Origin of the sequence: Streptomyces sp. NBC_00727 (assembly GCF_045161745.1) — a bacterium.
Lineage (GTDB): Bacteria > Actinomycetota > Actinomycetes > Streptomycetales > Streptomycetaceae > Streptomyces.
The window spans coordinates 42,102-68,315 of sequence record NZ_CP108982.1 but is presented as its reverse complement, the minus strand read 5'-3'; the positions used below and the strand labels follow the sequence as shown (position 1 = coordinate 68,315).

Sequence of the window (26,214 nt, the reverse complement as noted above, 5' to 3'; positions counted from 1 at the left end):
AAGCCGGTCGCCGTCGTGGCCAGGAACCCACCTGCGGCAGTAACAGCAACCACAGGACGCGCGCGCGAGGCCGAACCGGCCCGCCCCGGCCCGTCGGCGCCTCAGTGGGCGATCGCCAGGCTGAACGGGGCCATGCCGTGGCGTCTGATGATCGGGCCCAGCATCACGTAACTGGATTCCAGGGCGCGGGCCGCCGTCAGGGGGCCCAGGTCCAGGAGCCAGTCGTCGTGCCAGCCCACGTCGTGCAGGAGGGCGGTGACGGCGGCCTTGGCGGCCGGGTCGTCGCCGGCCAGGAAGGCGGTGGGCGGGGTCGGGAGGACGGACGGGTCCGTCATGACGCGCTGGTCCATCGTGTTGAGGGTCTTGACCACGCGGGTGCCGGGAAGGGCGCGCTGGATCTCCTCGGCCACGCTGGTGTCCGGGTCCAGGGGGCCCGTCGGGAAGCCGTCCGGACCGCGTACCGCCGCGTTGGAGACGTCCGCCAGAACCCGGCCGCGCAGGGCGGCGGCGAGGCCGCCCAGGAACTGCGCGGCCACCTCGCCCGGGGTCGCGTTGAAGACGACGTCCGCCGCCCCGGCGGCGTCCGCGTGGGCGACCACGCGGACGCCGGTGCCGGTCAGAGCCTCCTGCGGGCGGTCCGGGTGGCCCGAGCCGGCCAGCACGGTGTGGCCGGCGCGGGCGAAACCGGTGGCGAGGGTGATGCCGACGATGCCGGTGCCGAGGACGGCGACCGTGCTCATGCGCGGGCCTTCCCTGCCGGGACGTACGAGGCGCGGGCCTGCTCGTAGGTGGGCAGCAGGCCCTGGGCGACGGCCTCCGAGAGGGTGGGGGCCGCCGCGTCCTTCTCGGATCTGATGAGGGGCTCCGTGGTGTTCCACGGGATGCCCAGCGCGGGGTCGAGCGCCTGGATGTCGACCATCGTGCCGGGCACGTACTCCTCGGTGCACAGGTAGTTCATGCACGTGTCGTCGGTGAGCGCCAGGAAGGCGTGGCCCAGGCCGTCGGCGAGGTAGACGCCGATGCCCGAGCCCGCCTCCTGGAGCGTCGTGTCGAACATGCCGAACGTCGGCGAGCCGACCCGCAGGTCGACCACGACGTCCAGCGCCGCGCCGCGCACGCACGTCACGAGCTTCGCCTGCCCCGGGGGCAGGGTCGTGCCGTGGATGCCGCGCAGTGTGTTCCGCTTGGAGACCGAGTAGTTGACCTGCCCCACCGAGAACGTCTGGCCCGTGGCGTCGGTCAGCTCGCTGAGCCGCCACGCCTCGAAGAAGAGGCCACGGTTGTCCGACAGCTGCGACGGCGTGATGCGGAAGGCGTCGCGGACCTTCATCTCCTCGATAGCCATGCTTGCTTCCTCGGTACCTCTCGGGAGGGGGCAGGGGGTCGGCCGCTTCGGTCAGCGGGACTGCGTCGCCGGTTCCGGTTCCGGGGCCGGGGCCGGCTCCGGGGTGGCGGCCACGGGCGCCGCCTTCGCCGCCACCGCGGTCTCCGCCGCACGGCGGCCGGGGGCGATGAGCATCGAGAACGTGGCCAGGGCGACGGCGACCGCGCCGACCCACATCGCCGGCACCAGGCCGTCGACGAAGTTCTGCGGGGAGGCGTAACCGCCGTTGGCGCTGAAGATGGACGCCAGCAGGGCGACACCGAGCGCGGCGCCGACCTCACGGGTGGCCGCGGTGACACCGGAGGCGATGCCCTGCTCGTGCTCCGCCACCGAACCCATGGTCAGGTTCATCAGCGGGGCGTAGAACATGGCCATGCCCGCGCCGCAGATCATCAGGGACGGCAGCTGGGCGACGTAGCTGACGCCGGGGTCGAGGACGAACGCCCACCAGACCATGCCCGCCGTCATCAGGGCGAGGCCGAGGGTGACCACCGGCTTGCCGCCGATACGGTCGGAGACCATGCCCGCGATGGGCGCCACGACCATCGGCATCGCCGTCCAGGCGAGCAGCCGTACGCCGGCCTCCATCGCCGTGTAGCCCTGGATGTTCTGCAGGAACTGGGTCATCAGGAAGATCGCGCCGAACATGCCGACCGACATCAGCGTGCCGGCCAGGTTGATCGCGGTGAACGCCCGGATGCGGAACAGGCGCATCGGGACCATGGGGTGCTCGGTGTGGTTCTCCCACACCACGAACGCGGCCATGACGACCGCGCCGCCGATCAGCGCGGACAGGGTGAACGCGGAGGTCCAGCCCTTCTCGTGGCCCTTGATCAGGCCGAGGACGATGCCGAACAGGCCGGCGCTCGCCAGGATCGTGCCGATCGCGTCGAGCCGGGAGTTCGCGATCCGGCTCTCCTTGAGCTTGGCCCAGGACAGCGGGGCCAGGGCCAGGCCGATGGGCACGTTGAGCCAGAAGATCCACTGCCAGGAGATGTGCTCGACGATGGCACCGCCGACGAGCGGGCCCGCGGCGATCGACAGGCCGTTGACCGCGCCCCAGATGCCGAGCGCGGCACCGCGCTTCTCGGCGGGGACGGCGGCCGTCAGCAGCGTCACGGACAGCGGCATGATGATGGCCGCACCGGCACCCTGGACGGCGCGGGCGGCGATCAGCTCGTTGACTCCCGGGGCGAGCGCGGCGGCCGCGGAGGCGGCTGTGAAGAGCAGCAGGCCGAGGGAGAAGACCTTGCGCCGGCCGAAGCGGTCGCCGAGCGCGGCGCCGAACATCATGAGGACGGCGAAGGACAGCGTGTACGCGTTGACCGTCCACTCGAGGTCAGTGAGGCTGCCGCCCAGCTTCTCGCTGATGGTGGGCAGCGCGGTGATGATGACCAGGTTGTCCAGGCCCGCCATGAAGGAAGCGACACTGGTCGTGAGGATGGCCCAGAAGACCACCCCCTGCTTCCCTGTGGCCGGAGTTGGGGGGTTAGCGGTGCTCATCCGAGCATCCTTTCTGAGTGCGGTCACGGGCCGACTCGGCCGAGGCTATGGACGGCCGCTCGACGCGCGCTCGAATCCCGCCTGACCCCCGGTGGAGCCGCCGCGCCGCACACAGCACCGCGGGGCCCGGCGTCCTTGCCGGGCCCCGCGGTCACCGGGCGTGCGCAGCCGTCAGCCGAGCTGGCGCTTGAAGGTGTCGACGTCGAAGTAGAGCGTCTCGTCGATCAGCACGTCGCCGTCGAAGTGGAAGAAGACCGCCACGGGCGCGTCGATCGACTTGCCCTTGTTGGGTATGTCGCGCCAGTCGGCCTCCTGCTTGCCGCGCGCCTGCGCCTCCAGGATCACCGCGGTCGGCGTGTGGTGCACGTGGTGCAGCTCGTGCTCCAGGTTCGGGAACGCCGCCTGCATGTCGTTGAAGTAGCCCTTGCGGATGGCTTCCTCCCCGACGAACGGGCTCTCCTCGAACGCCTGGACGCGGTAGACCGCGCCGCGCGGGAAGGTGGCCATCACACCCGGGATGTCCCAGACCGTCTCCGCGATGGTGTGTGCGGCGACGACCGCCTCACGCCGGGCACGCAGGTCGGCGTCGGGCGCCGGGAGATCCGCGCCGGGGAGAGTGAATCCGTGCTCTTCGCTGGCCATGTCCGATTCCTCCACGCGTAGCCGTGTCCGTTGCCGCAGACGCTAGGGAGCACGCCTCGCTTCCCCCTCGCGCGCGACTGGAGAAATCGGCCACCGGCCGGAATCAGACGGACTGGTGTGCCCCCCGACGGCCGGCCAGGTGGTCCTCCGGGTGCTGCTCCGGACGGTACGAGGAGCGGTAACCGCAGGCCAGCGATACGGGGGCGAGCGCCGCGCACAGTGCCATGTCGACCAGGAACGGACGCCCGGTCACCACCCGGTACTCGTCGCGGAAGCCCAGCGCCAGCAGCGGCATCTGGAGACGGGGGCTGCCGTCGGGACGCAGCCGGCCCTCGTTGGTCAGGCCCCACAGGGTCTCGAAGACGGTCTCGGTGCGGTAGGCGGGGGTGGTGCGCCAGACGATCCGGGTGTGCTCGGGGCCCGGGTTCCACAGCGAGTGGACGGCCCCCGGCGGAATGTGGAACTCGTCGCCCGCCTCGTACTCGTGGAGCTCGCCGTCGAGCAGCAGGTTCAGCCGGCCGCTCCGCACCTGCATCCGTTCGGTCTGCTTGGGGTGGTAGTGGGCGGGCGGCTTGATGACGGCCGGTGCGTAGTCCACCGCCACCTCGACGTAGGCGCCGCCCGACTGGGCCGCGGTGGTCAGGAAGGTGAGCCGGTCGTCGCCGAGGCGCAGTACGTCTCCCGGGCTGGCCATGGAGATCTCCTGTCGTTGTGGGGTCGGGCGGTCTGCTCGTACGGGGTTCAGGCTGTCCGCGCCCCCGCGGGCGCGCGCCGTCGGCCGGGCAGGCCGACGAGGGCGTTGAGGAGGTTCAGTACGGCGATGCCGGCCGCGATCCAGAAGCCCAGGTGGAGTCCGTCGAGCCAGGCGGCGGCCGGGGCGGTGCCGTGGGCGAGTTCGCCGGTGGTACGGGTCATGGCGCTGGTGGCGATGGTGGCGACGCCGAGCGACGCGCCGACCTGGAAGGCGGCGGTGAGCACGCCGGACGCGATGCCCTGCTGCTCCTGCGGGACGTCGGACACGCCGTGGACGTTGACGGGGATGGTGCAGCACTGCATGGCCGCGCCCAGCAGGAGCAGCGCCGGCAGCAGGTCGAGCAGGTAGCTGCCGTGCTCGGGGGCCCGGGTGAGCAGGATCAGGCCGAGGACGGAGCCGACGCCGCCGGCCAGGTAGACGGGGCGCGGTCCGGAGCGGTGCATGACGCGGGTGGCCGGTGCGGTGATCGCGATGGCGATGACCCCGAGCGGCAGGAAGGCGAACCCGGCCTTCAGGGTGGAGTAGCCGAGGGTGCGCTGGAGGTAGTAGCTGGCCAGGAAGAGCACGGCGGCCTGCACGGCGCTGGTCAGGACGCGGCCGACGGACGCGGTGACCAGGGATCGGGTGGTGAACAGCCGCATCGGCATCAGCGGGTCGGAGGCGCGCAGTTCGACCAGGACGAATCCGGCGAGCAGCGCGACGGAGGCCACCGCGGGCACCACGACGTACGCCGCCGAGTCCCAGCCGTGCTCCTGGATGTTGACGATGGCGTACACGAGGGCGGCCAGGCCCCCGGTGACGGTGACGGCGCCGAGCACGTCGGGGCGGGATGCGGTGGCAGAACGGCTCTCGGCGCGGCCCCGGGAGAGCAGGACGACACCGGCGACGGCGACCACGCCGAACGGGATGTTGATGTAGAAGATCCAGCGCCAGCTGAGGCTGTCGGTGATCAGGCCGCCGGCGACGACGCCGAGCGTGCCGCCGAGGCCGGCGAGGGCCGCCCACACCGCGAGGGCGGTGGTGCGCTCCTTGCCCTTCGGGAAGCTGGTGGTGACCAGGGACATCGCGGCGGGCGAGAGGAAGGCCGCGCCGCAGCCCTGGACGGCGCGGGCGGCGATGAGCACACCCGTACCGCCGGCGACGCCGCACCACAGGGAGGCGCCCGTGAACAGGGCGGCGCCCAGCAGGAACGTACGCCGGCGGCCCCAGCGGTCGGCGGTGCGGCCGCCGAGGAGCATCAGTCCGCCGAAGCAGAGGATGTATCCGGTGAGGATCCACTCCACGCCGGTGGCGCTCGCCCCGAGGTCCGCCTGGATGGCGGGCAGGGCGAGGTTCACCACCGTCGTGTCCAGGAGGACCATGAACTGTGCGAGTCCGACGAAGGCGAGCAGGCGCCAGCGCCGGGGGTCCGGCGGCGCGCTGTCGGAGGTGTCCTTCGACAGGCTGGTGCCGGGTGCGGTGTGGTCGGTGTTCATGGCGTCCTCTCGGGCGGTCCCGTCAGGCGGCCTGTGCCTCGATGTAGCTCAGGGCGTTGTAGATGGTGCGGTCCGGATCGGTGATGGCCCGGCGGCCGTGCATGACGCGGGTGTTGTCGATGACGGCCGCGTCGCCGTGCTGCCAGTCGAGGTTCTCGGTGACCAGGGCGGTCACCGTCTCGATCTCGGCGAGGAGTCCGGAGGAGAACTCGGTGCCGTCGGCGAAGGTGATCCGCGGCTTCTCGTAGTTGAAGGACGGGCCCAGGATGCTGTTCGCGAAGGACGGGCGCGAGCCGAACACGGTGGAGTCTGCCGCCGGGGTACGGAAGGCGTAGCGGATGCCGCCGTCCGCCTCCGGGGTGATCGTGGTGCCGGCGAGCTGCTCGGTGAGGGCGAGCAGCTCGGAGACCTCGATCTCCTCGGCGGGCTTGGTGCCGCCGAGCAGGTGGTGGGCCATCGCGCGCCACTGCGGCTCGGCGACGTAGCGGCTGTAGACGATGTCCTGCGCGGCGAACGCCTCGCGGGCGGCCGGGGACAGGGCGTCCCAGACGCGGTAGCCGTCGCAGACGGTGGTCTGGGAGCCGGAGGAGGCGGCCTTCTCGCAGAAGAACCAGGCGAGGTGGGAGCGGAAGGGGCTGTTGCCGTTCTCGGTGTGCAGTCCGACCTCGTCGAAGCCGGCGTCGACCTTCTGGGCGACCTCGGAGTAGAAGTCGCGGGCCGGGTCGAGGGTGGTGGAGACGGAGGTGTTCTGGACGAGCGCGGTGAACGACGCCATGTCCGAGTCGAAGCCGCGCAGCAGCAGGAAGCCCGCCTCGGCCAGCAGGTCGAGGAGCTCCTTGCGGTCGACGTCGGCCAGCGAGCCGCCGGCGACGGGTTCGACCAGCAGGCCGCTGCCGGTGCCGTAGGGGGTGGTCTTCACGGTGGTGCTCATACCTTCTCCTCGTGGGGCGTCGGTACGGCCGGCGTGCGGCCGGTCAGTACGTGGTCGCGGATGACGTCGCGGCGCGGGCGGCCGGTGACGGTGAAGCAGTGTGCGTAGTCGGGGTCGTCCTCGGTCATGAGGTGGACGACGGCGGCGCGTTCGATGGCGGAGAGCCGTTCCCGGCCGAAGGCGTCGATGCGTTCGCGGGCGGTGTCCGGGTCGAGGCCGGCCTCGACGACGAACAGGCCGTGGACCTCCTCCAGGGCGTCGGCGACGATCGCGGACTCACGGACGAAGCCGAGTTCGCGGTAGCGGGCCTCGACCCATTCCGGGGACACGTTGCGTCCGCCGGCGGTGATGATGAGGCTCTTCTTGCGGCCGGTGATCCGGAGGTAGCCGTCCTCGTCGATCTCGGCGAGGTCGCCGGTGTGCAGCCTGCCCTGTTCGTCCACGACGACGCTGGAGGGGTCCTCGCGGGTGTAGCCGGCGAACAGCGAGGTGCTGCGGATGAGCAGTTCGCCGTCCTCGGCCAGCTCGACCTGGACGTGGTCCAGCGGGCGGCCGACGGTGCCGAACCTGACCTCGCCGGGGAAGTTCCAGGAGACGACGGAGGAGTTCTCGCTCAGCCCGTAGCCCTCGTGGACGGTGAGTCCGAAGGCGTCGAGGCGCTGGAGGATCTCGGCGGGCACGGGCGCACCGCCGCAGGCGATGAACACCGGGCCCTCGTGGCCGAAGATCCGCAGGTGCCGCTCGGTGACGCTCTCCCCGGGCGCCTCCTCGCACAGCGCGAGGAACAGCCCGGCGACGGTGGGCGGAACGACGAGCGCGGTGGGCCGGGCCTGGCGCAGCAGCGCGAGCATCCGGGGTCCGGCGTCGGCGGCGGTGCCCACCAGGGCGGTGCCGGGCGGCAGGAAGGAGACCGAGCCGCCCGCGAGGAACGGCATGTAGAGGCCGGCGACCTGCTCGATGAGGAGGCTGAGCGGGACGATGGAGAGGTACCGCTCGAACAGCGCGGTGCCGGTGCGGGCGCGCAGCGAGGTGAGCAGGGCGTCCAGGCCGTGCCGGCGGATCTGCACGCCCTTGGGCGCGGAGGTGGTGCCGGAGGTGTGGATGACCTTGATGACCCCCTCATCGCCGGAGGGGTTGCGCAGGTCGGCGGGCCGGAACGCCTCGGCGAGCAGGGCGGGCAGGTCGACGGGGCGCACCTCACAGCCGCCGGGCAGCACCTTCACGGCGGATGTGCCGGCCCACCGGGCGAGGGCGCGGGTGCCGGCGTCGTCGACGAGGCAGAGGTCGGCGGACTCCAGGAGCGAGGCGGCCTGCTCTGCGGCGAAGGCGGTGGGGACGGGGATCTCGACGGCCCCGGCGAACAGGGCGGCGAGGTCGGCGACGACCCACTCGGGCGAGTTCTCCGCGAGGAGCCCGACCCGGGCGGGCCGGCCGTGCTCGGCGGCCCACTGCCCCAGGCGGCCGGCGAGGCGCAGGGAGGCGCCGATGATCTGGCGGTAGGTCCATTCGGCGGGGGCGCTGCCGGCGGGGGCGTCGTCGGGGAGCAGGACCCGCAGCATCACGGCGTCGCTGTCGGCCTGCCGCAGGAGTCCGGCGGTCAGGCTGGTGCGCTCGGTGTCAGGCAGCACGGGTCAGCACCTTCTGCTCGGGGCGGTTCGCGACGAACCGCATGTCGACCGATTCGAAGCAGTAGCGGCCGATCGCGGCGAGCAGCAGGGTGCTCTGCTCGGCGGCCTCGGCCCAGCCGACGACCGGCCGGGTGTCGTAGTACGAGCCCCACTGGTCGGCCTCCTCGGCGGTGAGGCGGTCGCGGGAGGCGTCGACGAGCGGGTGGAAGACGCAGCCGAGGCGTTCCATCAGCTGGGCGAGCCGGCCGGTCATCGTCATCACCGCGTACGGGCGGCCGAGGCAGGCCATGATCAGGGGGATGGCCCTGATGATCTCGCCGCCGGCGCTCGCCCGTACGGAGGCGACGTTGCCGATCTGCATGACCTGCGAGCGCTTGACGGGGACGCCGGCCTCGGCGCTGAGGACGTCTTCGACGGACCGGTCGAGATAGCGTTCGAGCAGGAGGGGGGTGTCCCCCTCGGGGAAGGAAAGTCCGGCGCAGGCCAGGGCCTGTTCGGTGCCGTCCTCCGCCTCGTCGAAGAACGCCAGGAACCCGTCGGGGTCGGGCCGGACGCTGGCCCGGTACTGCTTGGCGAAGACCTGGTGGGCGAGCTCGGAGGCGATCTGCCAGTCCGGTTCACCGCGCTGGGACAGTGTGATTCTCATGCGTGCACCCCCCTTGCTGGGTCGGGTTACAGGATGGAGGCGGACGGCTCGGGCGCGGTCTTCCCGCGGGGCGCGGGGGCGGCCGACGGCCGGGCGCGCAGGGCGAGTTCGGCGGCGCGCAGTCCGCTGTTGATGGAGGTCTCGGCGAGGATGCCGGGGGCGGCGACGCTGTCGCCGATGAGGTAGACGCCCTCGCCGCGGTCGATCGCGGGCCGGTCGCGCCAGCTGAGTCCCGGCAGGTCCAGGGCGCCGGTGCGGCCGCGCGAGACGCCCTCGCGGCGCCACAGGGTGCGGTCCTGCCAGCCCGGGGTCGTCAGGTCGAACAGCTTCTCCAGGCGGGCGATGGCCTGGGCCTTGTTCTCGCCGGGGCGGATCGGCATCGCGCCCTGGAAGAGGGCGTGGCCCTCGGGCGCGAGGGAGGGGTCGTGGTCGGAGTACTGGGAGGTGAAGCCGCCCTCGTCCATGTCGAAGGAGACGTTGCCGTCCTTCTTGGAGCGGGTGACCGCGAGGTCGACCAGGGCGGAGGTGCCGCTCGGCCACTCCAGCGTGGTGTCCTTCAGCAGGCCGCGGGCGGCGGCGAGCGAGGTGGCGACGATGACCGGGCCGTCCGTGGGCAGTTCGGTCAGGCGGGAGTTGGTCTCGATGACCACCCCGTTGCTGCGGGCGACGCGGGCCATGCGCTCGACGAGCGTCCCCCAGCCGCCGATGAAGTAGCGGCTGGGCAGCGGGAACTTCGGGGTGCCGACCCGCAGCAGCCGCTCCCAGACGAAGGCGGCGGACAGCCGGCCCGGGTCGCCGTCGAAGAGGATCGGGCCGAGGAAGCCGAGGGCCTCGTCGACGGTCTGCTGGGGGAAGTTCTCGCTCGCCCAGTCCTGGAAGGAGCGGTCGACGGGGACGGGCCGGTCCCGCTTGAGCAGCGTCATCTTCATGTAGCCGGGCGGCAGGGTCATGCGCAGCTTGCCCTGGTGGCGGAAGCGCATGCGCGTCCACTCGTGGAAGGACAGGCGCACATAGCGGCCGGCCACCCCGCGCTGGATGAGCCACTGCCAGGCGGGCCCGTTGTTCATGATGGTGTGCGGGCCGTCGTTGGTGACGTAGGGCCCGTCCGCCGAGCGGGCGCGGCCGCCCAGGTGGGAGTGCGCCTCGTGGAGAGTGACGCGGGCGCCTTGCTCGGCGGCGGCGATCGCCGCGGTCAGGCCGGCCAGCCCGCCGCCGATGATCGTGATGTTGGCCATGGTCGGTACTCACTCACCTTCGGGTTTCGCGGGCGTGTCAGCCGTCGAGCGTGGCCATGGCGCCGGCGGGGTAACGGTCCCCCACGGTCGATCCGTGCGGGGCGATCGCGTCCAGCGCCGCGAGGTCGTCGGCGCTCAGCCGTACGTCGGATGCGGCGACGTTCTGTTCGAGGTAGCCGACGCGCTTGGTGCCGGGGATGGCGACGACGTCCTGGGAGAGGACCCAGGCCAGGGCGAGCTGTCCGGGGGTGATGCCCTTGGCCTCGGCGAGCGCCTCCAGGCGTTCGACGATGCTCAGGTTGGCGGCGAGGTTCTCCGCCTGGAAGCGCGGGACGACGCGGCGGAAGTCCTGTTCGGCGAGGTTGTCGACGCTGCGGATGGCTCCGGTCAGCAGGCCGCGGCCCAGCGGGCTGTAGCCGACGAAGCCGATGCCGAGCTCGCGGACGGTCGCGAGGACGCCGTTGTGCTCGACGTCCCGTGTGGACAGCGAGTACTCGGTCTGTACGGCGCTGAGCGGGTGCACCGCGTGGGCGCGGCGGATGGTGGCGGCGGACGCCTCCGAGATGCCGAGGTGGCGCACCTTGCCCTCGGCGACCAGCTCGGCGAGGGCGCCGAAGCTCTCCTCGACGGGCACGTCCGGGTCGACGCGGTGCAGGTAGTACAGGTCGAGCCGGTCGGTGCCGAGCCGCCTCAGGGTGCCCTCGACGCAGCCCCGGATGTACTCGGGGCGGCCGTTGAGCCGGCCCGTGATGCTGCCGTCGGGGGCGACCTCGTTGCCGACCTTGGAGGAGACGACGATGTCGTCGCGGCGGCCGGCGATGACCTTGCCGACGAACTCCTCGTTGGTGTGCGGGCCGTAGAAGTCCGCGGTGTCCAGCAGGGTGACGCCGAGTTCGAGAGCCCGGTCGGCGGTGCGCAGGGCCTCCTTGCCGTCGACCGGACCGTAGGCGAACGTCATGCCCATGCATCCGAGCCCCTGCTCGGAGACGACGAGCCCCTGGCTGCCGAGCTTTCGTTGCCGCATCATCGGTTCCTTCCGGATTTATCGTCGATAAAAATTCTAGCACTGACAGTTTCAGGGAACCAGTGAGCGACGGTGTCCCGTACGAAGGGGGGTGACGCGGCTTCAGTCGCGGACGAGCTCGCTGTTGACCGAGGACCACACGTGACCCGGCTCCGCGGCCTTGCGCGCGGCCAGCTCGGCCCACGGGTCGGCGCCGAACGCGTCGAGCGCCGCCGTCCGCAGCCAGGAGTCGAACTCGTCCGAGGACTCGCCCAGCCGGCGCGCGGCCAGGGCCGGGTCGCGGGCCTCCACCCGCAGCACGACGACCTCGCGCCCGTCGAACTCCTGCACGGTCAGGGACTCGTGGACGACGCCCGCCCGGCGCCGGGACGCCTCGTACGCGCGCAGCCGCGGCCCGGTCAGCTCGGCCTCGACCGCCTTCCAGCGGGCGGCGGCACCCTCGGTGGCGGGCACCAGGACCGATGCGGGGCGCACCTCGCGGCGGGCCGTGGCACGGGCCGCGCCGCGCGAGGACGGGGCCAGCCGGCGCATGCCCAGCTCGGAGAGCATGTTGGAGTCGACGCCGACACCCCAGCGCTCCGCGATCAGGCCGTTCTCCAGCAGCCGCCACACGACGACGCCCTTGAACTCGATGACCCGGCCGGTGGGCTCCATGCCCAGGAACTCGCCGAGGTGGGTGCCGCGCCAGGTGTTGTGGACGACGACGTGGTCGGCGTGCGCGCTGATGTCCTCGATCGTCACGTGCAGGTCGGGGAAGCCCTCACGCAGCCCGGCGATCGTGTAGCGCACGCCCTCCAGGCCCTCGGGGGCGCCCGGCAGCGGCTGGTGGTCGACCATGTCCGGGCTGTAGATCCTGTCGACGAGGGAGAAGTCGCCCTTGTTGACGAAGGTGTGGAAGACCGCGCGGATGGTCTCCTTGTTCCGCTCCTCCACGCTCCGGCCGGTGTGCACCATCTGCTGTGTCGACACGTTTTCGTCCTTCTCGGTAGGGGCGCCCGCGAGGCGCGGTGGTGGGCGGCAGCCGCCGGGGGGAAGCGGAGATCACTTCCCCGGGAAGGGCGCCTCCCAGGTGAGGGTGAGACCCGCGTACACGTAACGGCTGGCCTCGATCGCCAGGAGCAGCACCTTGTGGCCCGGCCGGATGCGGCCCTCGGCCCAGCCGGCGTCAAGGGCGAGCGGTACGGCGGCGGAGCCGGTGGCTCCGACGTCCGTCAGGTTCTCCACGATGGTCTTGCTCAGCACGGCCTGGTCCTCGTCGGACAGCCCGGCGGTGCCGTACTCGCTCGCGAAGTACTCCGCGTTGCCCTCGGGCAGCACGCACGCGTCGAGGTCCGACAGGGCGAGCCCGGAGCGCTCCAGCATGTCGTGGATGCCCCGTACGAAGACCCGCGGCCCGAACTGGGCGGTGCCGGGGATGTCCAGCTTGATGTCCATCAGCCGCTTGCGGCCCTGCTGTTCGGCCAGCGGTACGTCGGTGCCGCCGCCGACGATGAGCATGCCGGGCTTGCGCGCCCCGCCCATGGACTGGGTGGCGAAGACCTGGCGGCTGCCCTCGTGCGCGGAGCCCTCCTCGCCGGCCCGCAGCACGACCGCGCCCGCCCCGTCGCCGAAGGTGTAGACGGTGAGCCGGTCGCGCATCCGCACCCGCTCCGGGTCCTGGCCGAGGAAGACCGGGGCCAGCAGCGGTGAGACGGACTCGGTGCCGATGACGAGGGCGGTGCGGTAGGTGCCGTCGGCCAGATTGCGGCGGGCGATGTCCAGGCCCTGCACGGCGCCCACACACCCGGCCCGCACCTCGATGACCGCGCAGCTCTCCAGGCCCAGCTGCTCCTGTACATAGGTGGCGGCGACCGGGAGCAGATAGTCGGGGCTCGCCGTGGAGACGACGATCAGGTCGACCTCCTCCGGCTCCACACCGGCCCGCTCCAGCGCCTGCCGGGCGGCGGCCGTGGCCATCGCCGAGGTGCTGGTGAGGTGCTTGCCGGTGGCCGGGTCGATCATCCAGTGGCGGCGCTGCACCTGGATGCCCTCGAGGACGTCGTCGGGCAGCGGCCCGCAGATCCGGGCCAGGGCATCGTTGTCCAGCGGCTCGCCCGGCAGATGGGCGCCGGTGGCGAGGACGGACACATGGCGGTCGGAACTCGATGACATGGTCACTTCTCCGTAGCGGGACGCAGGACGAGGCTGATGTGGGTGCCGCCGAGCGAGGAGCTGTTGATGAGGACGGGCCCGCTCGCCATGCCCCGCTCCCAGCCGGTCACCGCGAGCAGCGCGGACAGCTGTGCCCCGGCGCCCGCCGGCTCGCCGAGGACCTGCTTCGGGGTGTGGACCGGGGTATCGCCGGGCGCGGCCAGCCGGTCGGTGGCCAGGGCCTCCGGCGCGTCGGCCCGCTTGAGGCCCGCCGCGTTGGCCCAGATGCCGGTCAGCTCGGCGGGCTCGACACCGGCCTGGTCCAGCGCCTGGCGCATCGCCCGCTCCACGCCGCCGCCCTGCGGGTCCCAGCGGCCGATGCCCCGCGCGTCGGACGCGGTGCCGTGGCCGGCGAACTCCGCCAGGATGCGGGCGCCCCGGGCCTTCGCGGTGGACTCCCGCTCCAGGACCAGGGCGATGCCCGCCTCGGCCAGCGTGTAGTCCGGGGAGTCGAAGAGCGGCAGCTGCCGGTACGCCTCCAGGACGCCCGGCGACAGGTCCTCCACCGCGGGGCACAGCACCGCGTCCGCCCGGTGCTGGAGGAGCAGGTCGTGGGCGACGGTCAGGGCGGACGCCCCGGCCGCGTGACCGGTCGTCACGGTGGACGTGGGGCCCTTCGCCCCGACGTTCATCGCGACCTGGCCGGCCGCCGCGTTGAAGACGGTGTTCGGGAAGACCGCGGGGCTGCCGTGCGCGGGGCAGCCCGCCAGCACCGGGAGCAGGAACTCCTCGATGGAGCGCATCGGGCCGAGGCCCGTGCCCAGCACCACGCCGACCCGGTCGTCCGCGGTGAGCCCGGCGTGCTCCAGGGCGCCCCGGCACGAGGCGACGGCGAGCTGGCCGAGCGGGTCCATCCGGCGCCGGTCCCGGGCGCTGATGTACTTCTGCGGGTCGTAGTCGGCGCGGGCGACGCGCAGCCCGTCCTCGTCGGTGCCCAGGACCCGGCCCTCGCGCCACGCCTCCCACACCGCGTCCGCGCCGTCCCCGGCCGAGGTGATCGCGGCGAAGCCGGTGACCACCACCTTCTCCGGGGGCGGGGCGTCGGCAGGGGTGAAGGAGCTGCCCGGCCGCGCGAAGGCGACGCAGGCGTTGGCCCCGGCGAACGCGAAGTTGTTGGACAGCGCCACGTCCATGGTGTGCGCACGGCCCGGGTCCGGCACCGCGTCCAGGCCGCACTTCGGGTCGAGCTCCGTGAAGTTGGCGGTCGGCGGGGCGACCTGGTCGACCAGCGCCTGCACGGTGACGATCGCCTCGACCGCGCCGGCCGCGCCGAGCAGGTGCCCGACCATCGACTTGGAGCTGCTGAGCGCGGTGGACTCGGCGGCCTCGCCGAGCGCGGCCCGTACGGCGTTGCTCTCGGCCGTGTCGTTCTTCGGGGTGCCCGTGCCGTGGCCGTTGATGTAGCCGACGTCCTCGGGGGTGATCCCGGCGGCCTCCAGCGCGGAGCGGATCGCGCGCGCCGCGCCCTCGCCCTTGGGGTGCGGGGCGGTGGCGTGGTAGCCGTCGGCGGACAGGCCGTAGCCCAGCACCTCGGCCAGGATGGGGGCGCCGGCGGCCCGCGCCACCGACTCCTCGGCCAGCACCAGCATTCCGGCGCCCTCGCCGAGCGAGAGGCCGTCGCGGTCCTTGGAGTACGGGGCGGCGGGCTTCGTCGACAGCGACTGGAGGCTGGTGAACCCGGCGAACGCCGTCTCCGTGAAGGCGTCGCTGCCGCCCACCAGCATCGCGTCGACCCGGCCCGCGCCGATCGCCTCGGTGGCGTGCGCGATGGCGTGCGCACCGGAGGCGCAGGCGGTGTTGACCGAGACCGAGGGGCCCAGGAGCCCGAAGGCGCTGCTCAGCGCCTCCGCTATCGCCTGCGGGGAAACCAGCAGGTAGTGCCGCCCGTCGTCCGGGCCCGACGTCTCGGTCTCCGCGCGGCGCGCCAGCTTCTCGGCGCTGCGCAGCCCGCCGTTGCACGACCCGAAGGCCACGCCCCAGCGGGCGCCGGGCACGTCGCCGAGGCCGGCCTGCCGCATCGCTTCCTGTGCGGCCACCAGGGCGAAGTCCACGGCCGGTTCCGGCTCGTTTCCACCGAAGGAGGCGAGGTAGTCGTAGGCGGGGGTGCGCGGGTCGCTGACCTCGCCGCCGATCTCGGTGCCGTAGCCCTCCATCGGCATGCCGCGTACGGGTCCGATGGCGGACCGGCCGGCCTTGACGCCCTCCCACAGGGCGGTGACGTCGTCGCCGTGGGCCGTCACCGCGCCCACACCGCAGACCACGACGGTCCGCCGGGACCGAGCCCCGCTGTCCGGCGAAGTGCCGGTGCCGTGCTCGCCGTTGCTCATGTCGCGACTCCTTTCGGGTTGTGCGTTGCGTCCATCAGGACCGCTCCATCGCTATGGCCACCGCCTGGCCCTCCAGGCCGCGGGCGAGTGCCAGGGCGTTGCCGGGGCGGGTCTCGCGTGGTGTCAGGGGTACGTAGTCCAGATCGCAGTCGTCCGCGGGGTTGTGGAGGTTCTGCGTGGCCGGCACGACCCCGGAGTCCAGGGCGAGCGCGGCGACCGCCGCGTTCAGCGCCCCGGCGCCGCCGACCAGGTGGCCGGTCTGCGGTTTGACGCTGCTGATGAGCGCCGCCTTCGCGCTGGTGCCGAGCGCGTCGTGCAGGGCCAGGGTCTCGCTCGCGTCGCCCTGCCGGGTGGCGCAGCCGTGGGCGGCGATGTAGCCGCCGTCCGCGAAGCCGTTGCCGGAGTCGGTGAGCGCCCGCCCGATCGCCCGGGCCAGGCCGCGGGCGCGGGCCTGCGGGCTCGGCGGGCGTACGCAGTCGTTGCCCGAGCCGAAGCCGGTGACCTCCGCGTAGACGTGCGCGCCGCGTGCCAGGGCGTGTTCCCGGTCCTCCAGGACGAGCAGGGCCGCGCCCTCCCCGAACACCGAACCGCTGCGGTCCCGGTCGAACGGGCGGAACGCCTCGGCGCCCAGCTCCGTACGCGTCGACAGCACGCCGAGGCCGTCCATCTTGGACATGGCCCACCAGCCGGTGGCGTCGTCGTAGCCGCCGGCCACGATCACATCGGCCTCGCCGCGTCGGATGGTCCGCATGGCCCGGCCGATCGCCATCGCGCCGGAGTCGGCGGTCCCGGCGAAGTAGGAGTTGGCGCCCCGGATGCCGTACTTCTCCGAGATGTGGAAGCCGGCCGCGGGCTGCAGCCCCTCCACGAAGAACAGCGGCGCGACCACCGAGGAGGCCGACTGCCCCAGCTTGTGCAGGTCGGGGGTGCCGTCCGGGGCCCGGACCGCCTGGAGCTGGGCGATCAGCTCGTCCATGCGGGGCATTTCCTTGTTGCTGCCGAGGAAGAGCCCGCTGCGGTGGCCGAGGTCGCCGACGTCGTCGAGGCCCGCGTCGCGCAGGGCCAGCGTCGCCCCGGCCAGGGCCAGCTGGTCGCCCCTGCACAGCATGCGCAGGGTGCGCCGCTTCGCCCACTCGGTGGGGTCGAAGTCGTGGATCTCCGCGCCGATGCCGGTCCGCAGCGGCGCGGGGTCGTACGCCTTCAGCGGGCCGATGCCGCTGCGGCCGGCCAGCAGGTTCTCCCAGGTCTGTGCCGCGCCCTGGCCGATGGCGGTCATCAGTCCGATGCCGGTCACCACCACACGGCGTCCGCCGTCGCTCATGCTGTGTCCTTCCCGGCCCGGTCCGCCGCCGCCAGCGTCAGGGTGCGGGCGGTGGCGACCACCCGGTCCCCGACCCGGGCGGTGGCCCGTACCTCGGTCGTCTGCTCGGTGGTCTTCGTGACCTCGGCGGTGATGCGCACCTGGTCGCCCGGGCCCACGAAGTGCTTGAAGCGCACCGCGCGTACGGACTCCAGGCGCCAGGCCCGCTCGCCGCCCGCGGCCGCCTTCGCCAGGGCGGCCATGCTCTCCAGGAGCAGCACCCCGGGCAGGATCGGGTGGCGCGGGAAGTGGGTGTCGAAGAAGGTCAGGGTGTGGGGGACGTTGCGTACGGCCACGGCGCGGTCGCCCGGTACGAGTTCCTCGATGCGGTCGAAGACGGGCGCGGTGTCGGTGGCCCCGGTCGTGGCGGTCATGCGTCCTCCTTTGCGGCGCCGATGACGATGCTGGTGTTGCTGCCGCCGAAGGCGAACGCGTTGACCAGGGCCGCGCCCACCGGCATCGGGCGCGCCGTGTGCGGCACGTAGTCGAGGTCGAGGCCGCGGTCGTTCTTGTCGAGGTTGACCGTGGGCGGTACCAGCGAGTGCTTCATGGCGCCGATCGCGGCGAGCACGCCCAGGCCCAGGCTGGCCGATGTCAGGTGGCCTGCCATCGACTTGGGGGCGCTGACCACCAGTCCGTCGGCGTCGTCGCCGAAGACCTTCTTGATGGCGACGGTCTCGGAGTGGTCGTTGCCGTGCGTGCTGGTGCCGTGTGCGACGACGTAGTCGATGTCGCCGGTCTTCAGGCGGGAGTCCGCGAGCGCGCCCTCCATGGCCTGGATCGCGCCGGAGCCGTCGGGCGGCGAGTCGGTGATGCGGTAGGCGTTGAGCGTGGAGGCGTATCCCAGCACCTCGGCGAGGATCGTCGCGCCCCGGGCGCGGGCCGTGTCCATGTCCTCCAGGACGACGGCGACGGCGCCCTCGCCGACGACGAAGCCGGAGCGGTCCGCGTCGAAGGGCCGCGAGGCGTGCTCGGGGTCGTCGTTGTGCTGGTCGGTGAGCGCGCCCAGCAGGCTGAAGCCGAGGATGTCGAGCCAGGTCGTCAGGGAGTCGTAGCCCCCCGCGACCATGACCTTGGCGTCGCCCTCCTGGATGGCGCGGAACGCCTCGCCGATGGCGTGCCCGGATCCGGCGCAGGCGGTGCTGATGCCCATCATCGGGCCGGTGGCGCCGATCATCCGGGCCATGGCGGCCAGCGGCACGTTCTGGTCGTCCGTCAGCGTCACGGCGGGCGGCTGGCAGATGAAGGCGTCCGGGCGGCCGGTGGTGGCCCGCAGGTGCCCGATGTCCAGCAGTGTCCGCAGCTCGGGGCGGCCGACGCTGGCCCCCATCGAGACCCCGCGCTCCTCGGCCGGGTACACGTCGAGCGGCACCTCGTCGAGACCGGCGTTGCGCACCGCCTCCCAGGCGGCCGCCACGCCGAACTGCCCGACGCGCGAGAGGTGCTTGCGCCCGACGCGGGCCGGGATGGCGGCCTTCGCGTCGAAGTCCTTGACCTGGGCGGCGATCCGTACGGCGAAGCCCTCGGCGTCGAACGTCGTCAGCCTGCCGACGCCGCTGCGCCCGGTGGCCAGGCCCTCCCAGGTGGTGTCGGCGTCGTTGCCGAGGGGCGTGACGGCCCCCACCGCGGTGATGGCTACGCGTGTCATCCGACCGGTCCTCCGCCCTGGAGCTGGTGCGCCATGCGCCGGGTGTTCGCGGGGTCGTCGAGCCGTTCGGCGTCGATGAGGGCGCACAGCAGGCCGCTGACCTCCAGCACCTTCTCGCCGTCCACGGTGACGGTGCCGTCCAGGACGGCGGCGTCCTCGTTCATCGACTCGATCCTGGCCTCCATGTGCAGGACCTCACCGGGCTGCACGGGGCGCAGCGAGGTCGCCTCGCCGACGGCCAGGAGTGCGGCGCGCAGCCGGTGGTCGGTGCTGATCATGATCAGCCAGGTGGCGGCCTGGCAGAGGGCCTCCAGCGCCAGGCCGAAGGGCATGGCGGGCCCGTCCTGGGTGTGCTGCCAGTACGTCTCGTCGACCGAGGTGACCTTGCGGGCCGTGATGCGCTCGTTCGGCGCACACGTCTCGATCCTGTCGATCAGATGGAATCGCATCGTCGTCTCTTCTCCCGGTTCCCGTGGCCCGTCACGGCCGGCCGACGCCGAGCTGGGCGGAGAACCCGCCGTCCACACAGAGCAGTTCGCCCGTCGTGTAGCCGGAGTCGGGCCCGGCCAGGAACAGCGCGGCCGCGGCCACCTGCTCGACGGTGGCGAACCGGCGCATCGGGATCTGCCGCTTGATGCTCTTGCCGCCGTCCCGCTGCATGACCTCCCCGACCAGTTCGGTCGGGGTGAAGCCGGCCAGGACGGCGTTGACCCGGACGCCGAACCGCGCGAGTTCGACGGCGGCGCAGCGGGTGAAGGAGTTCAGGGCGCCCTTGGACGCCGAGTAGTTGGACTGCCCGATCCAGCCGCGCTCGCCCATCGCGGACGAGATGTTGACGATCGTGGCCTCGCCCTGCGCCATGAACTGCTCCATGACGGCGTGGGTGCAGTGGTAGGCGCCGCCGAAGTTGGTCTTCATGACGTTGAGCCAGGCGTCGGCCGGGGAGTCGTAGATCAGCCCGTCGTCGCTGACGCCGGCGTTGTTGACCAGCACGTTCAGGGGGCCCAGCAGGCGGTTGGCCTCCTCGACGAGGCGGGCCGCGTCCTGCGGGTCGGCGACGTCGGCGCCGATCGCCACGGCTTTGCCGCCCGCCGTCTCGATCTCCTTGACCACCGCGAGGGCGTCCTCCCGGCGGGAGCGGTAGTTCACGGCGACGGCCGCGCCCTGCTCGGCCAGTCCCAGGGCGATGGCCCGGCCGATGCCGCGGGAGGCTCCGGTGACCAGCGCGGTGCGGTCCTTCAGCTTCATCTGTCTCTTCCTGTTTCTGCCGGGAGATGGGCGGCACTCTCTGCCGGGAACGGGGCGGGCGGGGCCGGGTGGCCCTGCGAAGGGCCCTGGCCCCGCGGCCGGTGTCCGGGACGCCATCGGCCCGGACACCGGCCGCGGAGGGCGGCGGCGCGGGTCAGGCGGCCTTGGCCCGCTCGGTGAGCAGGTCGGTGAGGTTCTGGACGGTGAACAGCCCGAGCACGCCCTCGGCCGTCAGCGGCTCGGTCAGCTGGCCGCGGTCGAACTGCGGCAGCACCTTCTCCAGGTGGGTCAGACCGGTGTCGTTGACGACCTCGTTCTCGTCGCCGAACTCCTCGTCGGGGATGCCGCCCTGGAGCAGGTCCGCGATGTCGGCGACGGTGATCTTCACCTTGGTGGTGCGCTCCAGCCGGAAGAGGATGTCGAGCAGGTCGATCGACTCCGCGCCCAGCTCGCCCAGCAGGGTCGCCTCGGGTACGGCCTCGTCCTCGTCGATGCCGAGGGCGTCGGCGACGGCGGCCTGCACTGCGGAGAGGTAGTCGGTCGTCGTGGGGATCAAAGTTTCGGACACCGCTGGCTGCCTTTCGGTGGGTTGTTGCGTACGGGCCGGCGCCGGGGCCGGTCCGCCGGGTGCGGGGCGGGTGCCTAGGCGGCGGCCGCCGTGGTGATCTCCTGGCTCAGGTCGCGCAGGAGGGTGGTGATGCGGCGCGCGTCGTTGGTGCTGCGCACGTCGGAGCCGGGCGCGGTCCGCTTGGCGAAGCCGCTGAGCACCCGGCCGGGTCCGACCTCCAGGTAGCCGTCCGGGACGGTCTGCGCGGCGCCGGCGAGTACGTCGACCCAGCGCACCGGGCCGGCCAGCTGGCGGCGCAGCAGGTCGCGGGCGTGGGCGGCGTCGCGCACCAGGGTGCCGGTCACCGAGCTGTACACCGGGAGCCGGGGGCCGCGGAAGGTGACCCGGGCCAGCTCGGCGGCGAACTCGTCCTCGATGACACGCATGAGGGAGCAGTGGAAGGGCGCCGAGACCTTGAGCGGCACGGCGCGTTCGGCACCGGCCTCCAGGGCGAGCCGCATCGCCTCGGCGACGGCCCCGTCCTGCCCGGAGACGACGGTCTGGCCGGCCTCGTTGTAGTTGGCGACCTCGACCACGCCGAGCGCGGACGCCTCGGCGCAGATCTCGTCGATCCGTTCGGGCGCGAGGCCCATGAGCGCGGCCATGGCGCCGGAGACGCGCTGCGAGACTCCGGCCATCAGCTCACCGCGCCGGCGCACCAGGCGCAGGGCGTCGTCGGCGGCGAGTACGCCGCCGACGACGAGGGCGGTGTACTCCCCGAGGCTGTGCCCGGCGACGGCGCCGGGCACAAAGCCGGTCTCCTCGTGGAGCACCTGGTACACGGCGAGGCTGGTGGCGACGATGGCGGGCTGGGCGATCTCGGTCGGCTCCAGCTCCTCGGCCGCCGCGGTGGAGCACAGCTCCATCAGGGGCAGCCCGGTGGCCTGCTGCGCGTGGGCGAGGACGCGGCCCGCGGTGCGCGGGTGGTCGCGAAGCAGATGGGCGGCCATGCCGGCGCGCTGTGATCCCTGTCCGGGAAACATCGTGAAGAGGTTGTCGCTCATTCCCGTCCTGCCTCACTGGGGGGTGGGTGGTGGGTCATCGAGCCGTCGGCGAGGCGTTCTCGACTCCTGGAATGTCGCACCGCGCTCTGGCGCATTCCTCGAATGTGTCTCGATTCCCGCTGGCTACCAGGGCCTCTTGACGTGGTGTCACGCAGGCGTGAACTTGGGGCCATGGTCAGGATGAGTGCGCAGGAGAGGCGTGAGGTCGTCGTACGGGCGGCGCTGGTGGAGTTCGCCCGGGGCGGCTACCGCGGCACGTCGACGGAGACGATCGCGCGTCGCTCGGGGGTCTCGCAGCCGTATCTGTTCCGGCTGTTCCCGGGCAAGCAGGCGCTGTTCCTGGCCGCCGCGACGCGCTGCCTGGCCCAGATCACGGAGCGGCTGGTGGGGGCGGCGGACGGCCTGTCCGGCGAGGACGCGCAGCGCGCGATGGCGAACGCGTACACCCGGGTCATCGTCAAGGAGCCGGAGAACCTGCTGATGCAGATGCAGGTGTACGCCGCCGCTGCCGCGGCGGAGGCCGACGGGGACCACGCGTTCGCGGAGGCGGTCCGGGCGCACTGGCAGGAGCTGTGGGACGCGGTGCACGTGACGACAGGTGCGGACACGCCGGGCACGACGACGTTCGTGGCGCGCGGGATGCTCGTCAACACCCTGGTGTCGCTGGGCTTCCCGGCCGGGCACCGCGCGTGGGACGGCCTCGACCCGACGGTCGGCATCCGCGCCCTGCACGGGTTCGCGGACGGGGCGCGTACGCGGGAGGCGGGGCCCGGTGCACACGGCGACGGGCCCGCCGGCGGGGACGCGGCGGGCCCGTCGTGATCCGGCGGGGCGTCAGTCGGCGCGGCCGGTGACCGGCGCCCGGTCCTTCTTCGCCCAGCGCAGCCCATAGGCCACCTGGTCCTTCTCGGCGGCCGTGAAGGCACGGGTGTTCCAGTTCTTGCGCATGAACGCCTCGCGCACCTTGATCAGCAGCGGGTTCTTGACCGCGCCCATCTTGCCGATCATCCAGGCGATGTTCTGGAGCGGCCCGGTGCGCTTGCGGCGCTCCTCCTCGTACCGGCGCAGCGCACCGACCGAGTCGCTGTCCTCGGCGAGGTATTCGGCGAGGACGAGCGCGTCCTCCAGGGCCTGGCAGGCGCCCTGGCCGATGTTGAAGGTGATGGGGTGGGCGGCGTCCCCGAGGAGGGTGACCCGGCCCTTGCCCCACTGCTTCTCGGGCTTGCGGCCCTCGACGTCGCCACGCAGGATCCACTCCTCCGGGGTGGCGCGCAGGATGTCGGCGACCGGGCCGGCCCAGCCCTCGTGGCGGCGCAGCAGCATGTCGCGCACCCCGGCGCCGTCGCGGCCGCCCGGTGCCCCGTTGGCCACGCTCATCCAGTGGACGAGGCCGGGGGCGACGTCGTAGTACGTGAAGCGGGTGCCGGGCCCGAAGACCGCGTTGAACGTGCCGGGCGGGATGTCCGCGTGCTCCATCGGTGCCCGGCCGCGCCAGGCGATGTACCCGCTGAACCGGTTGCGGGCGGGCCCGAACATGCAGTCGCGCACGGCCCCGTGGATGCCGTCGGCGCCGATCAGGAGGTCGCCGCGCTCGCTGCCGCCGTCCGCGAAGTGCACGGTGACGCCGTCCGCGTCCTGGTCGAAGGAGACGACCTGGGCGCCGGTGCGCAGCGGGGAGCCCTCCAGCGCGTTTCGCAGCACGCCGTGCAGGACGGAGCGTTCGACGGCGATGGTGGGGGCGCCGTAGCGCTCGATGAAGTCGCCGACGGGCCAGGCGCCGAGGACGTCGCCGCGGGCGGTGGTGAAGTGGGCGGTGTGCTGGACGGGCGCGACCTCCAGGACCTGGTCGGCCAGGCCCAGGTAGTCGAGGGCGAGCACGCCGTTGCTCCAGATGTGCAGCCCGGCGCCGCCGTCTCGCAGCGAGTCTGCCCGTTCGAACACGACGACTTCGAAGCCCCTGCGCTGGAGCGCGAGGGCGGCGGCGAGTCCGCCTATCCCTCCGCCGGCGATGAGTATGCGACGGGCACGTCCTTTGGCCATCTGCGGGTCTCCTCGTGGCTGTCCGGGCGCTGGGGTCCGGGCGGTGGTCCGACGGAACGGTGTGCGGGGCGGGCTGGAACGCCAGGGAACAAGGGGGCGCCGGAACAATCTTCCTGTCAACGCTAGAACTTTAATCGATGAATTCTGTAGTGTCATCGATAGATGATGGAGCACCGACTGTAGACCGACGAAGGTGGTTGTTGATGGAAGCGCTCCTGCAAACGCTGGCCGTGGTGGCCACCATGGCCAACGCCGTCGTGTACGGAACCGATGTCTTCTCCGCCCTCGTGCAGCGCCCCGCCATGGCCCACGTCGACGACCGGGTCCTCACCAGCACCATGGGCCAGATCCACCGCTTCGGGGACCAGCGGATGCCGGTCCCCGGCGTGTTCGGCCTCGTCGCGACGGTCGGTACGGCGGTCGTCGCGGCCGTGGACGGCAAGGCCGTACCGGCCGTCGCGGCGGGCATCGCGGCGCTGGCCCTGGTGGTCTGGCTGACCGTCTACAACAAGATCAGCGCCCCGGTGAACAAGGAACTCACCGACGCCGCCCTGGACTGCCGCACCGCCCCCGACGCCCGCGGCCTGCAACGCACCTGGGACAGCGTCATCAACGCCCGCGTCCTCCTCCAGGCGGTCGCCCTGGGCGGAATGTGCGTGGCCCTGATGGGCGCCTGAACACCCGCCGCACGTACGGGAGGGGGCCCGCCGGCGACCGGTGGGCCCCCTCCCGTACGCCCCCATCCCCTACTGGAGCGCGATGTTGCCGAGGACCGACTCCTCGGAGTCCTGGTCCAGGACCGCGTCGAGGACGGGTTCGGTCTCGGTGTTCTGGGTCTGCTGGCTCTTAGCGGCCACGGGAGGGCTCCTTCGTCCTGGACGACACCTGTGGAACACCTGTGCGGAAGCACACGGTGAATTCTCTATCGAGATTCGCTGGCCCCCCGGTGGCCGTCAACCCGCCTTTCCGGGAATCGAGCACCGCTCAAGAAATGCACCGGCCATTTCCCCCGACGACCCGTTACGGAAATGTTCCACGAACCCGTCTCGTACGTTTCTGGCGCGACTCTCATGCGTTCCTCAAGCAGTTCTCCAGCGACTCGCGGGAGTCTTTCGATGGCCCGGTATGCGTCCGGGCGCCCTGCCCCGTTTCCCGTCCGCTGCCAGGGGGTCGACCGATGAGGCTCAGCGTGTGCTCCCCGTACGCACCCGGGAACGACGACCCGGAGGCCAGGTCCGACGAGGACATCGGCTGGCCCCGCTGAGCGGGAACGCCCGAAGGCCGCCCGACCGGTGAGGTCGGGCGGCCTTCGTCACCGCGGTCGTTCAGGCGTACGCGGGTGTCTTACGGGTCACCAGGTGCAGTTCGCCGTCGAGGTCGAGGTAGCCCCGGTCCCCCGTGGCGAGCCAGCCGTCGGGGTGCCCGGACGGCACCTGCGGTCCGCGTATCTCCACCTCGCCGTCGCTCCACACCGGCGCCGGCAGCCCGCTCACCGCGTCGACGACCCGGCAATCCGTGCCCGGCAGCGGCGCCCCCGCCGCCCCGCGCCCCGGCAGCGAGCCGGGGACCTGGGCGTGCGAGAGGGCGGCGAGCCCGCCGACTCCGTAGCCCTGGAGGACCGGCACCCGCAGGGTGTCCCGCAGCCTGCGGGCGATGCCGGGTTCCAGCGCGGCGCCGTCCGAGAACACCGCGCGCAGCCGGCCCCCGGGCGGGAGCACCCCGTGCCCGGCGAAGCGTTCGTCGTCGGTCAGCCGGGCCAGCCTGGCCGGGAAGCCGTAGTAGTGGGTGGCGCCCAGGCTCCGGCTGACGGTCATGCCCGCGCACGGGTCCGGGTCGGCGACCAGGACCTGCTCGGCCCCGGCGTGCACGGCCGCCGCCAGCAGCGAGGGGTGATACGCCTGCATGTGGTTGACGACCACGCTGTCCGCGTCGAGCCGGTGCGCGATCGCGGTCTGGGCCGCGTTGGCCAGCAGGTTGCGGTGGCTCAGGCGCAACTCCCGTACACCGGCGGTCGCATGGGCGACCCGCTGTACGCAGGCCACCGCGTCGGCGTCCGTGAAGGCCGGCGGCAGCGCGGGCCCCGCACCGGCGTCCAGCAGCACCTTCAGCGGGACGCTCCCGCCCCCGGCCGCCCCGTCCGTGGCGACCACGGTGTGCGGGCGCCCGGGGTCCCCGGCCAGCCCCTCGGCCGCCGGGGCGGGCAGGAACGCGAACTCCGCCCCGGTCCGCGCGCACAGGTCGCGCAGGGCCGCGGGGTCCGCCGCCGGGTCGGCGAGGGCCAGCACCAGGCCGCTGCGCACCGCACCGAAGTACACGGCGGGAAAGACCGCGTCCAGGGTGCAGGCGGCGACCACGGCCCCGTCGGCCCGGCGCGCGGTGCGCCGGATGCCGTGGGCGATCCGGTCCGCCTCACGGTCCAGACCGGCGAAGCTCAGGGTGCCGTCCGGGGTGGTGACGGCCGGGCGGTCCCCGTACCGCTCCGCGGCCCGGCGCAGGAGACCGTCCAGCGGACGGTCCAGGTGTCTGAGCACGGCCACGGTGACCTCCTGGCGCCGGGAACGGGGTGGG

25 protein-coding genes are annotated in these 26,214 nt (G+C 72.7%); 2 read left to right on the top strand and 23 right to left on the bottom strand.

All coding sequences use genetic code 11. The features are described 5' to 3' along the window. Positions 1-101: 101 nt before the first annotated feature. The 21 genes from OG242_RS32165 to fabD all read right to left on the bottom strand — a co-directional run bounded on the left by OG242_RS32165 (position 102) and on the right by fabD (position 21,606). Entirely contained in the window at positions 102-740 is a 639-nt protein-coding gene (locus tag OG242_RS32165) for an NAD(P)-binding domain-containing protein (protein WP_331738879.1), read from the bottom strand. Continuing rightward, entirely contained in the window at positions 737-1,345 is a 609-nt protein-coding gene (locus tag OG242_RS32160) for a dTDP-4-dehydrorhamnose 3,5-epimerase family protein (protein ID WP_093711008.1), read from the bottom strand. The genes OG242_RS32165 and OG242_RS32160 overlap by 4 nt, the downstream gene beginning before the upstream one ends. Positions 1,346-1,396: 51 nt before the next feature. Further along, a complete protein-coding gene (locus tag OG242_RS32155) occupies positions 1,397-2,887 on the bottom strand; it encodes a DHA2 family efflux MFS transporter permease subunit (RefSeq protein ID WP_331738877.1) in 1,491 nt (496 codons plus the stop codon). A gap of 171 nt (positions 2,888-3,058) precedes the next feature. Then, positions 3,059-3,529 carry a nuclear transport factor 2 family protein gene (locus OG242_RS32150; protein ID WP_093711010.1) on the bottom strand — a complete coding sequence of 157 codons (471 nt, stop codon included), beginning with the start codon at positions 3,527-3,529 and terminating at the stop codon, positions 3,059-3,061. Positions 3,530-3,632: 103 nt separating this feature from the next. Then, the gene (locus OG242_RS32145; RefSeq protein WP_331738875.1) at positions 3,633-4,223 is read right to left on the bottom strand and encodes a cupin domain-containing protein; all 591 of its coding nucleotides are present in this window, start codon (positions 4,221-4,223) and stop codon (positions 3,633-3,635) included. 47 nt (positions 4,224-4,270) lie between these two features. Next, positions 4,271-5,758 carry an MFS transporter gene (locus OG242_RS32140; protein WP_331738873.1) on the bottom strand — a complete coding sequence of 496 codons (1,488 nt, stop codon included), beginning with the start codon at positions 5,756-5,758 and terminating at the stop codon, positions 4,271-4,273. Positions 5,759-5,780: 22 nt separating this feature from the next. Continuing rightward, positions 5,781-6,689, bottom strand: a complete 909-nt coding sequence (locus OG242_RS32135; RefSeq protein ID WP_331738871.1) for a TauD/TfdA family dioxygenase — start codon at positions 6,687-6,689, stop codon at positions 5,781-5,783. Further along, on the bottom strand, positions 6,686-8,317 hold the full coding sequence (locus OG242_RS32130) for an AMP-binding protein (protein WP_331738869.1): 1,632 nt from the start codon (positions 8,315-8,317) through the stop codon (positions 6,686-6,688). The genes OG242_RS32135 and OG242_RS32130 overlap by 4 nt, the downstream gene beginning before the upstream one ends. Beyond that, on the bottom strand, positions 8,307-8,963 hold the full coding sequence (locus OG242_RS32125) for a thermostable hemolysin (RefSeq protein ID WP_331738867.1): 657 nt from the start codon (positions 8,961-8,963) through the stop codon (positions 8,307-8,309). The genes OG242_RS32130 and OG242_RS32125 overlap by 11 nt, the downstream gene beginning before the upstream one ends. A 26-nt stretch (positions 8,964-8,989) precedes the next feature. Beyond that, on the bottom strand, positions 8,990-10,198 hold the full coding sequence (locus OG242_RS32120; RefSeq protein WP_331738865.1) for an FAD-dependent oxidoreductase: 1,209 nt from the start codon (positions 10,196-10,198) through the stop codon (positions 8,990-8,992). A gap of 37 nt (positions 10,199-10,235) precedes the next feature. Next, complete coding sequence (locus OG242_RS32115) at positions 10,236-11,222, bottom strand: aldo/keto reductase (protein WP_331739132.1); 987 nt, start codon at positions 11,220-11,222, stop codon at positions 10,236-10,238. A 102-nt stretch (positions 11,223-11,324) separates the two neighbouring features. Next, positions 11,325-12,191 (bottom strand): ester cyclase, encoded by an 867-nt coding sequence (locus OG242_RS32110; RefSeq protein WP_331738863.1) that lies wholly within the window; start codon positions 12,189-12,191, stop codon positions 11,325-11,327. A 72-nt stretch (positions 12,192-12,263) separates the two neighbouring features. Further along, positions 12,264-13,373 carry a 3-oxoacyl-[acyl-carrier-protein] synthase III C-terminal domain-containing protein gene (locus OG242_RS32105; RefSeq protein WP_331738861.1) on the bottom strand — a complete coding sequence of 370 codons (1,110 nt, stop codon included), beginning with the start codon at positions 13,371-13,373 and terminating at the stop codon, positions 12,264-12,266. A 2-nt stretch (positions 13,374-13,375) separates the two neighbouring features. Beyond that, positions 13,376-15,739 carry a beta-ketoacyl-[acyl-carrier-protein] synthase family protein gene (locus tag OG242_RS32100; RefSeq protein ID WP_331738858.1) on the bottom strand — a complete coding sequence of 788 codons (2,364 nt, stop codon included), beginning with the start codon at positions 15,737-15,739 and terminating at the stop codon, positions 13,376-13,378. Between the two features lie 34 nt (positions 15,740-15,773). After that, positions 15,774-17,060: a beta-ketoacyl-[acyl-carrier-protein] synthase family protein gene (locus OG242_RS32095; protein WP_331738855.1), complete on the bottom strand. Its 1,287-nt coding sequence runs from the start codon at positions 17,058-17,060 to the stop codon at positions 15,774-15,776. Further along, positions 17,057-17,473, bottom strand: coding sequence for a hydroxymyristoyl-ACP dehydratase (locus OG242_RS32090; RefSeq protein WP_331738852.1), 417 nt, complete (start codon positions 17,471-17,473; stop codon positions 17,057-17,059). The genes OG242_RS32095 and OG242_RS32090 overlap by 4 nt, the downstream gene beginning before the upstream one ends. Further along, positions 17,470-18,747, bottom strand: coding sequence for a beta-ketoacyl-[acyl-carrier-protein] synthase family protein (locus OG242_RS32085; RefSeq protein WP_331738848.1), 1,278 nt, complete (start codon positions 18,745-18,747; stop codon positions 17,470-17,472). The genes OG242_RS32090 and OG242_RS32085 overlap by 4 nt, the downstream gene beginning before the upstream one ends. After that, entirely contained in the window at positions 18,744-19,196 is a 453-nt protein-coding gene (locus OG242_RS32080) for a 3-hydroxylacyl-ACP dehydratase (protein ID WP_331738845.1), read from the bottom strand. The genes OG242_RS32085 and OG242_RS32080 overlap by 4 nt, the downstream gene beginning before the upstream one ends. A 31-nt stretch (positions 19,197-19,227) precedes the next feature. Continuing rightward, positions 19,228-19,995 (bottom strand): 3-oxoacyl-ACP reductase family protein, encoded by a 768-nt coding sequence (locus tag OG242_RS32075; protein WP_331738842.1) that lies wholly within the window; start codon positions 19,993-19,995, stop codon positions 19,228-19,230. A 154-nt stretch (positions 19,996-20,149) separates the two neighbouring features. Continuing rightward, on the bottom strand, positions 20,150-20,551 hold the full coding sequence (locus tag OG242_RS32070) for an acyl carrier protein (RefSeq protein WP_331738840.1): 402 nt from the start codon (positions 20,549-20,551) through the stop codon (positions 20,150-20,152). Positions 20,552-20,637: 86 nt separating this feature from the next. Then, positions 20,638-21,606 carry an ACP S-malonyltransferase gene (gene fabD / locus OG242_RS32065; protein WP_331738836.1) on the bottom strand — a complete coding sequence of 323 codons (969 nt, stop codon included), beginning with the start codon at positions 21,604-21,606 and terminating at the stop codon, positions 20,638-20,640. Between the two features lie 171 nt (positions 21,607-21,777). Here fabD and OG242_RS32060 point away from each other — a divergent pair, with 171 nt between their 5' ends. After that, on the top strand, positions 21,778-22,428 hold the full coding sequence (locus OG242_RS32060) for a TetR/AcrR family transcriptional regulator (protein ID WP_331738833.1): 651 nt from the start codon (positions 21,778-21,780) through the stop codon (positions 22,426-22,428). 12 nt (positions 22,429-22,440) lie between these two features. Here the strand turns inward: OG242_RS32060 and OG242_RS32055 are convergent, their stop codons facing one another. Beyond that, positions 22,441-23,646, bottom strand: a complete 1,206-nt coding sequence (locus OG242_RS32055; RefSeq protein ID WP_331738830.1) for an FAD-dependent monooxygenase — start codon at positions 23,644-23,646, stop codon at positions 22,441-22,443. Between the two features lie 203 nt (positions 23,647-23,849). Between OG242_RS32055 and OG242_RS32050 the strand changes: the two genes are divergently transcribed. Beyond that, the gene (locus OG242_RS32050; protein ID WP_331738828.1) at positions 23,850-24,323 is read left to right on the top strand and encodes a DUF1772 domain-containing protein; all 474 of its coding nucleotides are present in this window, start codon (positions 23,850-23,852) and stop codon (positions 24,321-24,323) included. Positions 24,324-24,971: 648 nt separating this feature from the next. Here OG242_RS32050 and OG242_RS32045 read toward each other — a convergent pair. Continuing rightward, positions 24,972-26,183, bottom strand: coding sequence for an AMP-binding protein (locus tag OG242_RS32045; protein ID WP_331738825.1), 1,212 nt, complete (start codon positions 26,181-26,183; stop codon positions 24,972-24,974). Positions 26,184-26,214 lie beyond the last annotated feature (31 nt).